The organism is Undibacterium sp. GW821-FHT11B02 (assembly GCF_058808955.1).
Genome location: NZ_JBXASD010000001.1, coordinates 243,695 through 258,607, shown reverse-complemented (window position 1 = coordinate 258,607; position 14,913 = coordinate 243,695). Strand labels below are relative to the sequence as shown.

The 14,913-nt window shown below is 52.1% G+C and carries 10 protein-coding genes; 5 read left to right on the top strand and 5 right to left on the bottom strand.

Features of this window, described 5'->3' with window-relative positions:
• Positions 1 to 8 precede the first annotated feature (8 nt).
• Positions 9 to 1,334, bottom strand: coding sequence for an ABC transporter substrate-binding protein (locus AC1RVX_RS01115; RefSeq protein WP_493214742.1), 1,326 nt, complete (start codon positions 1,332 to 1,334; stop codon positions 9 to 11).
• Between the two features lie 161 nt (positions 1,335 to 1,495).
• Entirely contained in the window at positions 1,496 to 2,980 is a 1,485-nt protein-coding gene (locus AC1RVX_RS01110) for an ABC transporter permease/substrate-binding protein (protein ID WP_493215146.1), read from the bottom strand.
• A gap of 205 nt (positions 2,981 to 3,185) precedes the next feature.
• Between AC1RVX_RS01110 and AC1RVX_RS01105 the strand changes: the two genes are divergently transcribed.
• Positions 3,186 to 4,052 (top strand): dienelactone hydrolase family protein, encoded by an 867-nt coding sequence (locus AC1RVX_RS01105; RefSeq protein ID WP_493214741.1) that lies wholly within the window; start codon positions 3,186 to 3,188, stop codon positions 4,050 to 4,052.
• Between the two features lie 55 nt (positions 4,053 to 4,107).
• On the opposite strand, the gene AC1RVX_RS01100 is transcribed toward AC1RVX_RS01105, so the two are convergent.
• The 3 genes from AC1RVX_RS01100 to AC1RVX_RS01090 all read right to left on the bottom strand — a co-directional run bounded on the left by AC1RVX_RS01100 (position 4,108) and on the right by AC1RVX_RS01090 (position 7,501).
• Positions 4,108 to 5,172: an alkene reductase gene (locus AC1RVX_RS01100; RefSeq protein WP_493214740.1), complete on the bottom strand. Its 1,065-nt coding sequence runs from the start codon at positions 5,170 to 5,172 to the stop codon at positions 4,108 to 4,110.
• Between the two features lie 205 nt (positions 5,173 to 5,377).
• Positions 5,378 to 5,965, bottom strand: a complete 588-nt coding sequence (locus AC1RVX_RS01095; protein WP_493214739.1) for a TetR/AcrR family transcriptional regulator — start codon at positions 5,963 to 5,965, stop codon at positions 5,378 to 5,380.
• A 132-nt stretch (positions 5,966 to 6,097) separates the two neighbouring features.
• Entirely contained in the window at positions 6,098 to 7,501 is a 1,404-nt protein-coding gene (locus AC1RVX_RS01090) for an aspartate kinase (RefSeq protein ID WP_493214738.1), read from the bottom strand.
• Positions 7,502 to 7,738: 237 nt separating this feature from the next.
• On the opposite strand from AC1RVX_RS01090, the gene AC1RVX_RS01085 reads away from it, so the two are divergent.
• The 4 genes from AC1RVX_RS01085 (at position 7,739) to AC1RVX_RS01070 (ending at position 14,877) form a co-directional block, all read left to right on the top strand.
• Positions 7,739 to 9,301: an FHA domain-containing protein gene (locus AC1RVX_RS01085; RefSeq protein ID WP_493214737.1), complete on the top strand. Its 1,563-nt coding sequence runs from the start codon at positions 7,739 to 7,741 to the stop codon at positions 9,299 to 9,301.
• Positions 9,302 to 9,535: 234 nt separating this feature from the next.
• The gene (locus tag AC1RVX_RS01080) at positions 9,536 to 11,791 is read left to right on the top strand and encodes a hypothetical protein (RefSeq protein WP_493214736.1); all 2,256 of its coding nucleotides are present in this window, start codon (positions 9,536 to 9,538) and stop codon (positions 11,789 to 11,791) included.
• Positions 11,792 to 11,879: 88 nt separating this feature from the next.
• A complete protein-coding gene (locus tag AC1RVX_RS01075) occupies positions 11,880 to 13,319 on the top strand; it encodes a protein kinase domain-containing protein (RefSeq protein ID WP_493214735.1) in 1,440 nt (479 codons plus the stop codon).
• Between the two features lie 244 nt (positions 13,320 to 13,563).
• Positions 13,564 to 14,877 (top strand): hypothetical protein, encoded by a 1,314-nt coding sequence (locus AC1RVX_RS01070; protein ID WP_493214734.1) that lies wholly within the window; start codon positions 13,564 to 13,566, stop codon positions 14,875 to 14,877.
• Positions 14,878 to 14,913 lie beyond the last annotated feature (36 nt).

Sequence of the window (14,913 nt, the reverse complement as noted above, 5' to 3'; positions counted from 1 at the left end):
CGATTATCTTAAGGAGTTTGTTTTTTGTTGCTGCCAAATGTTTTGAACAATGCCGCCAGTCTTGCCTGCGTTTCGGCGGAGGTCACCGTGGCATCAATAAAATAACGATGTATCAGGGCGATGATGGCATCCTTGCTGGATTCATCTGTTGCCATGCGATGCACCAGACTGGGTGCCTGCGTGGCCGCGCCTTGGGCAAAGGCATGCCACGAGGCTCGGGCACAGCTATCCATTTTGGTCGGGTCGGCATCACGCCGTACCGATACCGATCCCTTGATAGCATTGTAGTCAGCCTGCACTGCTGGCGTGGCAACCAGTCGCGCCAGTTTTTCTTGCGCCTGCACGTGCGAATAGTCATTGGTGAACATCGACAGGGTGTCTACGCTGTATAGATGGTATTTGCCGGTGCCCGGCATGGGTGTGCAAGAAAACGCTTCATCCGTTGCAAAACCCCATTCATTCAATTCACCTTTCACCCAGTCACCAGTGATCATCATTGCTGCTTCATTTTTGGAAAACTGCCGCACGACATCTGTCCAGGGGCGTTCATCAACAGGATTATTCATCCAGGTTTTCATCAGGCGCAAACGTTCCAGCGCTTCGATAAAACGTTTGTCAAATACCGCCTGGGCGTTTTGTTTGACAAATAGCTCGCGATGATAGTCGGGGCCACTTTCGGCCAGGATCAGGTTTTCAAACAGCGTGGCAACCTGCCAGGGTTCACTGCTTTGCGCCAGCGGGATCACCCCCGCCGCCTTCAGTTTGGTCGCCAGTATGACCAGTTCATTCCAGTTTTCTGGTGGTGACAGCTTCAGGCTGCTGAACAGCTTGCGGTTGTAAAACAGGGTATTGATGCGGTGTATGCCCAACGGAGCGGCGACCACATGCTTGCGGTGCTGTATCAGTGTTTGTATGGTGGGGAAAAAACTGCTGCTCCATTTATTGCTGACGGCCACTTTATCCAGTTCCAGCAAAAAGCCCAGATCGGCCCATTCACCTATCGAGACACCGATAATCTGCGTGACCTCGGGCGCATCATTGGCCAGCACGCGGCTTTTCAAGACCTTGCCTGCACCAATGCCAGCACCGCCAGGTATACCAGCATCACGCCAGACCACACCTTCTTCTGCCAGCCTGCTGGCCAGCAAAGTCGCTGCTTTGCGCTCACTGGCGGATGTCCACCAGTGCAAAACCTGTAGCGTGGTTTCTGGCTGAGTGGTGCCGCCGTAAGCTCTTGTCATGCAATACAGGAAAATCAATACACCAAACACGATCACCCGGACCAGGCCCCAGGCTAATCGTAATGCAGCGACATGTTCAGTTAACGAAATCACTTAAGCTGTGTATTGGAAATAGTTTATTGCATTAGGGTAAGGGCCAGGTGGCTGATGTATGTTTGTTCCAGAATGACCATCAGGCCGGATGCATATTACCAAAGGGGGCAGATTTCTGGTAGGCATTGTTCTTTTGTGTACACAATGCTGGGGACAGCATGTTACGTCTGGTGCAGACAGATATTGCTAACTCGTTTTTTTACCACCAGACGTTCCAGCATATCAAACCCCCATTGCGTCAACAAAGCCAGAGCAGCTGCAGGCAGGGCACCAGCTAGTAACATCTGGTTGTCATTCAGGGCCAGGCCTATGGCGATGCGTTCGCCATAACCACCCGCACCAATGAAGGCAGCGATGGTCGCCGTGCCCACGCTCATGACGGCGGCGGTCTTGATGCCAGCCAGAATTGTTGGCAGTGCCAATGGCAAATCGATATGCAGTAAACGGTCACGCGTTGACAGGCCCAGCGCATGGGCTGCCAGCCGCAAGCCTGCTGGCACCTGAGCTATGCCAACACTGGTATTACGTACTATAGGCAGCAAGGCATACAGCGACAGAGTAATCAGTGCCGGCGTAAAACCTATCGTACCCAACAGTGGTATCAGCATCGCCAGCAAAGCCAGCGATGGTATGGTTTGTAAAACGCCGACCACGCCCATGACTACCTCACGCAGGCACGGTGTAAAAGCGGCGATGATGCCAAGTGGTATGCCCAGCACACTGGCCACAGCAATCGCCAACAGCACCAGCAACAGGTGTTGCGATGTCAGACGCAAAAAATCCGGGCCAAACAACTTGTGCATGAAGCTTTCACGCACGATTGCCGTGTCAGGTGCTTTTGCCACAAACTGCTGCGCCACCTGGGCAAAGCTTTGACCGTCGATTTCTACCGCTGCATTCATGGCGATCATTTGCGTATTGTTGATCTTGCCTTCCAGTTGCTGAATTGCAGCCCATGCCTGCGGGAAGCGTGCTGGCAGGTCCAGCCGGTACAACAACACGGCGTCATAACGCGGGAAATAATTCTTGTCATCAGCCAGCACGCGCAAGCCCAGTTGTTTGATCTTGGCGTCGGTAGAATAAATATCGATGACATCGACCTGACCCGCAGCCAGGGCTTCATACGCAATGCCGTGGTCCAGCCCGGTTGGCTGTTGTGGCAGGCCATATTGTTTGACCAGCCCTGGCCAGCCATCGGCGCGGCCTAAAAATTCATGTGACAGGCCAAAACGCAAGCCCGGCTGCGTCGCCAGGTCGGTTAGTGTTTGTGGTACAGCATTGGTGCTCTTGGGCAGCATCGCCAGCGCATAGGTATTATTAAAACCCAGTGGCACGGCGACACCCAGGCCCTGCAATGCCAGCTCCGCCTGCATTTGCGACAGGCTTAAGGCACCGTTGTGCTTCAGGATTTCGGTATTGATGGTGCCCATGTATTCTGGGTAGATATCAATGCTGCCAGTCTTCAGCGCATTGAACACGATTGCTGTATTACCCAGCCCCTGCTGATGTCGCACGGGGGTATGTGGTGCAGCGGTCTGCGTTAATACCTCACCCAGTACATAGGATTCGGTAAAGCGCTTGGAGCCCACATTCAAAGTTTCTGCTGCCTGCACCTGTACTGTCATGACACAGAATAGCAAAAGCATGTGCATCAGTACTGTTGAGTGGTATTGCAGCTTGCACCTGATAAGCATGGGTAATTGCTCCGCTAAACTGCTACTGGTTGAATTTGTACATATTCTACATGCACGGCATATCTGGCCAATTCAACCCTAATGTTGTCCAAACTACCGCTACGCGCATCAACCAGGCAGACTTACACTGCATGCTCCCCAGCAGACAGGAGCATTCATGTCCATTCCCATCAAAGATATCAACCAGCAAGACATCAATAAACAAGACATGCATGCCGATGACCCGCTGACTGATTTTACCCCGCGCCAGATCACGCTCAATGATGTCAGCAAACGTGTGTACGTTATGGGCAGTGGGCCAGCCGTTATCGTCATGACAGAAATGCCGGGTATCAGCCCGCATGTGGCACGCTTTGCGCGCTGGGTACGTGATGCGGGTTTTACCGTGTACATGCCGTCCTTGTTTGGGCGTGATGGTGTGGTGGCGACGGCAGAAGAGGGCGCAGCCGTATTTCAGAAAGCCTGCGTCAGTGCAGAATTTCGTGCCTTTGCCGGCAAAGGTTCCAGCCCGGTCACCTTGTGGTTAAGGGCATTGGCAAAACTGGCCCATGCAGAATGCGGCGGCCCCGGCGTAGGTGCCATAGGCATGTGCTTCACCGGCAATTTTGCCTTGTCCATGATGCTGGAACCGGCGGTACTTGCTCCAGTCGTTTCGCAGCCATCGCTGCCCATGGATGACCCGGCAGGCACGGGTTTGGATGCAGCCGACCTGCAAGTCGTGCGGCAGCGTCTGCAAGATGAAGACCTGACCGTCATGGCATATCGTTTCGAAGGTGATGCCTTTTGCCGCGCCCAGCGCTTTGCTGCTTTTTCAGAAGCGCTTGGTGAACGCTTTGTTGCCCATGTGTTACCTGACAGCGCAGCCAACCAGGATACGGCTCCCTTTTTCAAACGCTATGTCACCACACCGCACAGCGTCGTCACCGCACATTTGATTGATGAAGCCGGGCAGCCAACGCTGGTGGCGCGGGATGAGATATTGGCGTTTTTTAGCAGCAGGCTTTTACATGCTGAGGCGGTTTAAGCAGGCATAAAAAATGCCCGGACAGTTCCGGGCATTCTCATCACAGCATAGTTGATTACGCAGCTTGCAGGCTAGGGTAATCGGTGTAACCCTTGGCACCTGGTGTGTAGAAAGTCGATGTATCAGGCGCATTCAATTCGGCACCTTTTTTGATACGTGCTGGCAGATCAGGGTTGGCCAGGAAGCTGCTGCCAAAGGCAATCGCATCCAGTTTGCCGCTGCTGATAGCCTGGTTGGCTTCTTCTGCGTTATAACCCATGTTACCGACCAATACACCCTTGTAATTTTCGCGGGCAACAGTCATGACATCGCCAGTTTGCGCCTGGAAGAAGTCAGCGCGCATCACGTGCAGATAGGCCAGCTTGAAGTCGTTCAGACGGGTAGTCAGGTAAGAAATCAAAGCGATTGGATCACTGTCCTTCATGCTGTTATAGCTGTTGAGAGGGGACAGGCGCAGACCTACCTTGTCAGAGCCGATAGCGGCGCTGACTGCAGTCAATACTTCAAACAGGAAACGTGCACGGTTTTCGATAGAGCCACCATAACTGTCAGTACGCTTGTTGGCGCTGTCACGCAAAAACTGGTCGATCAGGTAACCATTGGCACCATGTACTTCAACGCCATCAAAGCCGGCAGCAATCGCATTTTTTGCACCTTGTACATAAGCGGCAACCAGTGCAGGGATTTCATCCAGACGCAATTCACGTGGCACAGCGTTAGGGATCTTGCCGTTTGGTGTTTGCACTTCTGATTCAATGGCGATGGCGCTTGGGCCTACGTTTTCAATACCGTTGTTGAATGCAGGTACGGCGGCGCGACCACCGTGCCAGATTTGCATAAAAATCTTGCCACCTTTGGCATGTACCGCATCTGTCACAACTTTCCATGCAGCGATTTGTTCAGCATTGTAGATGCCGGGTTCAGCATAGAAGGCCGAGGTGTTTTCTGCCACCATCGTGCATTCAGTGATGATCAGACCGGCACTGGCGCGCTGGCTATAGTATTCGGCCATCAGGGCGTTAGGCATATGGCCAGCATCAGCACGCGCACGTGTCAGTGGGGCCATCAGGATACGGTTAGGCAATGAAACAGAACCGGTTTGTAGGGGGGTGAATAACATTTCTTTTTTCCTTTATCGGGGGAGTGTGGGGTAGCAAAAAACAAACAGCAAAACTTAAAAATCAAGGCAGATAAGCCACAATTGGCATGCTATGTGTAGCTTAATTAAGATACTTCAAGATAAAAATTAGACTGGTCGTCTATAAAAAGCTTGCAAAGTAAATCGTTTATATTTATATCAACTTCGGGAAATTCGTTTTGGGGTTTTACAACTGAAGCATCTTGCGGGTAGCAAGCATCGCGTTTTCCAGCGCACTCATGTCACGTCGTATCTTGGTCAGCAAAGTCGCACCCAGCCACATCGGATACAGGACCTGGGCACAATGGGCCGCATCCAGATCAGCAGGCAACGAGCCATCGGCTATGCCTTCGCGCATGCAGTCGGCCAGCCTTGCAATGATACTGTCCGTACCATGTTGCAAGGCCAGTCGCATGGCTTCAGACAAATCAGATACTTCACCACCCAGTTTCGCTGCCAGGCACTGGCATTGCACACCTTCATCCGGACGTTCCGGCAACCAGCCCTGCCAGTACCGCATTAAGCGTTGGGCCGCAGGTTCATCATTGCTTTTCAAAAGAGCATCAATTGCCGCCAAGTAACCGGCAAAATAATCATCCAGCAAGGCTTCGCCAAACAATTCCTTGGATTTGAAATAGTGATAAAACGAACCCTTGGGTACCGCTGCCGCCTTCAACACTTCATTCAACCCGACCACGGAAAAGCCTTTACCCAAAATAATGGGCTTGGCAGTATCGAGGATATGTTGCCTGACATCGGCGCGCGGAGTATTCATGTTTCGCATTCTAGATTAAATTAGACCAGTCGTCTAGTATTTTATTTTTGCCTGAAAAACTTCCTTCGCTTTCAAATACGAAGGGGCAAGGCGGCAGCAATGAACATGTATTTAAGAGCAATAAATCAGCTGTCAACCCCCAAAAAACTCAGCATGTATGGCCTGTAAAGCCAGTTTTCTGTCATCTTGCTGCACCAACATATAGGCCGCTACTTCACTAGCACCCGCAGCAGCCAGGCACACATGTACACCAGCGGCAATCGCGGCGGACAAGGCGCGGCTGGCGATGGCACCACCAACGTCAGATGCTTCCAGCACGCCGTCACCTACCACCGCGACGATGGCAACTTCGTCATTGCGGGATACTTCCACCACACCTGCCAGGTGATGTTCCACCAGCGCTGCATAAGCTGCATCCAGATGGTCGCGTGACACCAGGATATTGATGGCAGTCTGCGCCGTCAGCACGCTCTTGATGTTGATGCCATTCGCATCCAGCGTATGGGTAACCTGCGCCAGGATGCCGGGCTTGAATCCCACGCCGGGGCCGTGCAATTTCAGTATGGCCACGTCTTCTGTGGAAGTGACACTTTTCACCACGTCACGCGTCACCTTGCGTTGCGCATTGATGATGGTGTAAGGCTGCAAGCCACGTTCAGGGCGGGTGATGTTCAGGATACGGATAGGGATGTTCTGGTCAAACAAAGGCTCTACCGTGCGTGGGTGCAGAATCTTGGCACCAAAATAAGACAATTCGGCAGCTTCCAGATAATTCAATTGGGTAATGGTATGTGGTGCAGCAACAGTGCCGGGGTCTGCACTGAGGAAACCATCCACATCCTTCCACACATCCAGCGATTCAGCACCTATGCAGCAGGCGATGGATGCAGCCGAATAATCAGAACCACCACGCCCGAACAAAGTGGCCTTGCCATTGCTGTCAACGCCATAAAAGCCGGGTACGACAATCACTTCATCGCCTTCCAAAGCCTTGGCGACGGCAGGTGCACTGATTTTAAAATCACAGGCAGCATTGCCAAACACACCGTCAGTCACCAAACCTATATCTTCCGGCAGGGCTTCACGTGCCTTAATGCCGCGGCTCAGCAAGACTTCGGTCAGCAACAGGCTGGACAGGCGCTCGCCATAACTGAGAATGGCATCGTTCACAAAGGTGGGTACATCGCCTATGCAATGTATGCCGGTCAGATAACGGTCAAGCTGATCCAGCCTCACTGCCAGTGCTTTTTCTATACGCGCACGATGCGCGACATCGCTGATATTGGCTTCCAGAATTTGTTTCTTTAATGCCCGCAAATTGAGTGTGTAATCCTGGCTTTCGGCCAGAGCCGCTGCCGTGCCAGCACCTTCTTTTGCTGCTTGCACGCAGGCAATCAGTGCATTGGTAATGCCATAAAACGCTGATACAACCAGTACCAGCGGGCGTTGATAGGTTTGTACAACGCTCACGACACGGTTGATATCTTCAGGTTGACGCAGGTTGGAACCACCAAATTTGACGACGATTTTTTTCATTGCATTTTCCAAAACAGGGATGGCATGTTGGTAACAGGCATTCCGCAAACATAGTGCACAGTTGCGAAATGAAGCATGTCGAAACCGACAAGGGTAATGCAGGGAAGAGGGCAGGTCAACGCAACTCCCCGCCTATCTCACAAGCAAACAGCAAAAGTCAGCCTTGTTCCGGTATATGAACTGGCGCTTTTCCCTCTATAGTAGGATCATCGCCCGTACTATGACCCCCGCCTCACCATGAAAAAATGCCAAGCCCCGGATCACCCTCATTGCACGCACTGGGTGGCTGAAGGTGAAGCTGTTTGCGCCGCTGGGCATCCGCAAGCCGTGACGGTCAACGCCAGCCGCACCGCTGTCCTAAAAGCATCGGCAGGTATCATCACCCAGCAAGCGGCGATGGTTACGCCAGCCAATCTGCATCTGCATTTCAGTGGTTATGACCCACGCGCAGCAGGTGGCCGTCAAACAATAAGACTGGAATTACGCGGTACATTACCTGCACATATCAGCACACTCGAAATCCAATTACGTTCTGACCTGATTGCTAGCGGTGCAGCCACGCATAAGTTGCTGCGCACCGTGTCCGGCCAATGGCAACCCTTGCTGATCAGTTTCACGTCCAAAAATAAAGAGCATGGACAATACCCGCTGGAAGTCGCGCTATTGCATGAGCAGGCAGGCCGGGGCCAGCGCAAATGGTTATGCACCAGCGTAATCTTCGTCCCGCGAGCCGATGCCACACTGACAGAAATTCATAGCGTGTTTTTGGCAGCACAAAAAAATGTAAGGATCGTTGCCGAAGATGGTGCCATTGCTACCTTAAGCGGGCTGGGTCAGTCCAATGGCTACGCGCAAGGCAATATGAACATAGAAATCAATGCCAAGGACGCATCCATTGCCAAGCTGGAAATGCGTCCACCCACAGGCAAATATGAAATTGCCATGGGTAACATTGCCTGGGATGAAGAACTGATCGAAGTCGCCGCAGATCAAGAAGCGCTCGCCAAACCCAAGCCAGTTGCGATGCAACATGCGATACAAGATGCGATACAAGATGCAGCAAAGGTACCAGCCAGGATAGTCACCAATACAAGCGCCAATGCAGCCAAAATCACAACAAGTTCCGCCAGCCTGGTAGCAGCAGACCAGACGCAGCCGCACAGCACTATTCGGCTCTTCGCCAAGAATGAATGGGTGCTGGGGCGCATGGAACAACAACCCCAGGCTGATATCCTGCTATGCCACCGTGCCAGCAATGCGTCAGAGAACACTCGGTTGACCCGTCGCATCAGCGCCCGCCACGCCATCATCCGCAGAACAGGTGAGGGGGCAGAAATTACCGATATATCGCGCTATGGCACCTTGCTGGACGGGGTCAGCATGCACAAGAATCAACCCTATACCTTGCGTGCAGGTATGCAAATCGAATTCTGCGCCAGTGTCAGAGGCATAGTGAAACTGCAAGTTCTGGCAATGCTGCCACATGTCATCATCATTGGCGATGCAGATGCCAAACCGGCTACAGAATTGTTGTACCTGTTAAATCCTGAAACCCGCCCGGGTCCTACAGACACCACCGCAAAGCCAGCATTGCCTATGCTATTTCATTTTCAGGGTAGTTTCTGGTACTGGGACAGGCAAGCTTTGCAGGATACCAAGTTGGATGGACAGACAGATTTGAAAACACTTCCTTGTCTGCCATCAGCTTGTCGTTATTCCAGCGTGACGTATGCAAATATTCAGGGATATGGGCTTAGCCGAAATGACGGATTTAGCAAGGAATTAAGTAGTGGGAGCTAAAATACCTTTTGGCATTAGCAGGCTCCAAAAAGAATCACCTCTCAGTATTTCCTCTGTGTCTCCGCGTCTCTGTGTTGAGAGGTCTTGCCTTTTCACTACAAATCACGATCTGGACCCAAAACCCCCTTCTGTTCCTGCCTTTCAAATCCACCCCCGGTGCTACCATTTTTGCTCAGGCGCAAAATTTATGCCCCTATGCCCACTCACCGTGCGCAGCGATTGAAGGAGTCTCGCATGTTCAGCCTGTTTGGTACTTCCAAGCTCAAATGTCCCCGTTGTGACCACAACAATATACAAGATGCTGTGTATTGCACGCATTGCGGCCTCATGTTGAGCAGCCCACGGCATGATGCCGTGCTGCGTCAAAGTCGCTGGCTACCCACCGAGAATGAAGTTGCCATGTTTTTCGGCGTGCGCCCGCTTGCCAGTATCGCCACGCAAGGTCTGCATATCCCTGTCAGTGCACGCGCCTATGTGCTGCAAGATAGTCAAATTGTTGAATTGCATGCCGGTGACTATGTGGACAAAGATATATCTGGCCAGCTAGCGGGTTTGCAAACAGAGCAGGCAGCAGAAATCTTGCTGACTCGTCTCAATCCCTTTGCCTTGCTGTTCAGTTTTGATGATTTGCATACAGCAGAATTTTTAGCGATCGTCGCCAAGTTTGTCGTCAGCGTCAAGATTGCCGACGTGTCGGTATTTGCCAAACAATTCATGCATGCACCGGGCATCATCACTTGCCAGCAGTTACAACAATTGCTGGAACCCATGGTGCGCCAGATTGCGGTCGAATTTTTGGGCGCACAATCGCTGCGTGACTTGCAAGACAATGTCCATCTGCGCCAGCAGTTGGATGAACGTTTGCTGTCTACATTAAACCAAAGTATTGCCCAATACGGTTTTGTCGCAACGCAAGCCGTCACCCGTGAAGTGCGCCATGACAAGCTGACTGACGACAGAGAAAAACTTAGTGAGAAAATCAGTACCCTGCATCTGGTGATCGATGGCCAGCGCGCCCAGTTGGAACACAGCAAGCGTGTGGACGCCATCTACACCAATAGTGAATGGCAAAAAATCGCCAAGCAGGAAGAGCAAATCCGCCTGCGTTACCGGCGCGAAGAAATGCGTCAGCAATTTGGCAAAGACCTGGGCTGGCTGTATATGCAAGGCCAGCTGGAAAACGCCAAGAAACGCCTTGGTCGCGCCAAACTGCGCCAGGATGAAAACGAACGCCTGCAAACCATACGTGCACGCGAGCTGGAATTGTATGGCCGTATCGTCGAAGCTACCACCCGCAAGCATGCGCTGGAACGTGGTGCCGCAGAAACCATCAAAGAGCTGGAACACAGTCTCAAGCAAAAGTCAGAACATCGCCAGAACGAAGCTGACCAATGGCTGCACATCCGTACCCTGGCACGCATCAAGATGCGTTCAGAATCAGAAATCACCCAGTTGCAAAGCAAAGAAGCCGCGCAATTGATGCAGCAAAAGATCCAGCATCAGCTACAAAAATTCCAGCTCGAACATGAAGTCGCGCAAGCCAGCCTGATCACCGATCAGGAACAGCAAAAAGCTCAGACAGAATTACTGCGTCACAAGCAAAACCAACTGGCCCGTCGTGAACAGGAACTGGAAGAAGAAGAGCAAAAAAGCCGCCTCATTCTCGTCAGCATAGAAGCCGAAGCCAAGGCGCGTGAATTCCAGCGTATACAAGCCTGGGAAGAAGAATTGCAGCAGCAACGCAAACGCGCCCTGCTACGTGAAGACAGCATCAGTGATGCCGATACCGAACTGCAACTGAGCCAGTTGCAGGAAAAGGTCAACAGCATCAAACGCAGCGACAACCAGGCCGATGCCATGGCCCAGCATGAAAAACTGCTCAACACCCTGAAGGCCCAGGCCCTGTTTGAACAGCAATCCCAGCAACAACGTCAGCAAACAACGCTGGCCGATATAGATGCAGAAACCTTACGGCAACAACTCAAACACCAGGATGACGAACGCCGTTGGCAAAGAGAATTGCAACAGGCAGAAGCAGAACGTGTCGACAAATTTGCCAAATTAAATCTGGAACGTGAGCAACGCCAGGCACAGCAGGCACATGATGCTTTGCTGGCCCGCATCGCCATAGAACGTATGAACGCGATTGCCAACTTCAGCGAAACCGGCAAAATCGCCACTGCCGAGGTGCCCAACGCAATTGCCTTGGCAGAGATCGTCAAAATTCAGGCACAAGCCAGTCTGACGGCAGAACAAATCCTCGCCATGCAGGCTGGTATGTCAGCACATGCTGCTCAAGCCATGAGTGCCATGGCCAGCGTGCAGCAAGGCATGACATGGGAACAGGCGGTCAAGATGCTGCAAGAACGCATACAGGATGAACGTCAACAAAGAGAAACCGAACAGCAAAGACGCCATGAGATAGATTTGAGCATGGCGCAAAATGCCAATAATCGCGCTGCGCAAACCGGCCATGGCGGTCGCAAATGAAAATACTATTTTGATCAGTCAAAGAAATAACAAACTGCACGACAACAATTGATTTCACCGTTTAAGCAAAGTAGCCTTTATCAACAACATGCAAACGCCAATACAAAAAATCCGTGAATTGCGTGCATTGCTGGATGAAGGGCTGCTGACAGAAGACGAATTCAAGCAACGTAAAGACGCCATACTTGATACCGAACTTGCACCCGTTATCTCCAGGCACACCAGCAAAGCCGCGCAAGAAAATGTACAAGGCACCGACCTGGGTTTTCTGGCCGGACAAGAAGTGGGTGGGCACTCCAAACGTTATAGACTGGAACGCCTGTTAGGGCAGGGTGGCATGGGCCAGGTATGGCAAGCCACAGACCTGGCAACCCAGGCAGAACTGGGCCATAGCGAAATGGTGGCGCTTAAGATATTGCCGCCGCAACTGACCCAAAGCGCCATCCATGCGCGTCTGCTGGTGGAAGAGGCATCACTGGTGCGCAGACTGGCACATGAACACATCGTCAGGGTGTATGACTGGGCGCGTGACCCCGCCACCAGCAGCTATTTCATCATCATGGAATATCTGGATGGGCAAGACCTGGAAACTTATCTCTCCAAGCACAGCCGCTGCACGATCAAACAAGTGTTGGATATGCTTGGCCCCGTGGCCGATGCCTTGCACTATGCATGGCACAAACACAAACTCGTCCATCGCGATTTAAAGCCCAGCAACCTCTTGCTGACACAAGCCGGTGACATCAAACTGCTCGACTTTGGCATCTCTGCCCGTTTGCGCAGCCACACCCAGGCCGGGCTTACTCCAACTGGTGTTCCAGGCAGCATGACGCCTTCACGTTCGCCCTATGCCGGCACCGCAGGCTACCGCGCACCAGAAGCTGGCAGCCACCAGCACAGCACCGGTCTGGATGTGTACGCCGTTGCCGTCATGATTTACCAGATGCTGGAAGCCGCCATGCCCTTTGGCGACTATCGCCATCCGCAACAAACCCCCATACAGCCTGCCGCACTCAACGCCGCACAATGGCAAGTCCTGCAAAGCGGCTTCGCCATCCAGCCAGACCAGCGCCCGGCCAGCGTGCGCGCCCTGCTGCAAGACCTGCAAGCCGCGATGAAATCAAGTGTGGGTGCAGCACAGGCCAAGGCGAGCAGCAGCAAGGCAGAAATCAAAGAATCCCCGATAGAAGCCGCTGCCCGTCAACGCGCTGAACAAAGGCGGCAACGCAAAGAACTGGAAAGACAAAGACGCGAGCAAGCCAGCGCCGCCCTGCATGCACTCATCGCCAGGCAAAACCGCCTGCGTGCCATCGAAGACGCTCAACTACGCCAAAAGGAAGAACAGCTGCGTCAAAAGAAGGAACTGCAAGCACAAAAACGCCAGCAAGAAGAAGCACTGCTCGCCGCTACACAAGACGATGCACCGACTGATATCACGATTACGTGGGAAGAAGCACAACGCTATCTGGCAGCCATCAGCCGCAATGCAGGGCCAGACAATGGGCAGTTACCGGGAGTGTCGGGTTAGTGGGATGGTGATAGAGGGCGACAAAGTTTCTTTCGGAAATGAGTTCTAATCCTGGCAGCACTCTGCCAATTGCGGTCCGTCCTGCAAGTCTTCAGTTGAGCATTAGTGCCTTAATTTTCGTGTTAGGATTCCACATCCCATTACATGGTCATACCCGATGAGCATTGACGAATTCAAGTTGCTGATTCGTCAGGAATAGCCTGCTCTTTGACCTGCAAGCGAATTGAAAAATGACAGAGCAGCTATGAAAAATAAGAATGTTCCGGTTGATCCGACTGAGTGGGTCGTCACCTTGTATGGCATTGAATACAATGAGAACAAGCTTGAACAGGTCTTTTCCATTCTCTACGAGTGGCTCTCCAAAATCGGCGTACCAATGTCTGGTGTAAGCTTCTGGCGTCGCGGTGCTTCTGGTCTTCTTGGCAAGGAAGAGATTGATCCAACGGCTGTGTATCAAGGGTTGCACACGAAAAGTTTCGTCGGAATTTCTTCATTCCATGTTGAGGTTAAAGCAAAAGAACCTGTGCAGCGAATCCCGGGACACGTCATTTCTGCCGGATGCGCGAACGTTGACGCAGGGTCCAGGAAAGGTACATTCTTTATCAGTGGTGTGGAGCCATATGCTCACCTGACTTCTGACTCGTTATTAGTGCCTGTAACCACCTTGATTCAATTGCTGCGTCCTGAGTACGGTTATGGCATGACGCGAGTAGACCGAAAATTACAGTGTACGGTCGCCTGGTCTACGAAAGGCGAGCCGGAAAATATCTGGCGCGAGGGCATGCTGCAGAACGTATTTCCATGGAATCTATTGACGGATATCCAGCTAGGGCAACTGGTTGACGGTCTGCCATTACGACAATGGATTGACGCTGCACCGGAACGCGGACATCTCACTTCAGCTGGTGAAGGCATGCACGTGTGGGAAGTCGAAGGGCCATATCTTGGCACGATCCGCCAATATTTGGCCGACCATAGTCAGCTACTGTTCGGGTTCCAGGAATATCTTGACAGAGTTAAACTTGCCACTGGTGGGGTGCCCAAGCGCTTTACCGCAGCAATTGCAAAACTCAATAATCCCAACCCCCGTCTTGCCAAGCGCAATCGTTTGTGTAAAAAAATCGCCAGGCTCGATGCAAAAGCGGAAGAGGCCGGATTGCCCGTGCTTGTTGGGCTCGACGAATTTTTCGATGGAAATTGGGATCGTTATTCACTTGCCGCAAATATGGCTGATGACGGACGTCCTTCGTTGAACGTCTGTCACCGTGTTTTGTCTGAAATTCAGGCGAAGCCTGGTGTGCAAGACGTATTGGTCGCGGTGAAAAACTATCCAGATCCCGATGACACATCGATGGATAAAGAATGGCCAAGTTCTGATACCGTGTTTATTTTGACTTCCAGCAGCTTGGAAGAGGTGGAACAATGGACAAAATCACTAACTAAAGGAGCGGAAACCAATGAAATGGGGAGCAACTGGTTCACCAGTACACTCGCCACACCACCTGGTGCTCCAAAACTTCAGAAAAAAACGAAAATTTTCGCGCTTTGGTGGGATTAGAAACGCGTTCTGCCAAATCGCAATCTGGTCAAAAAT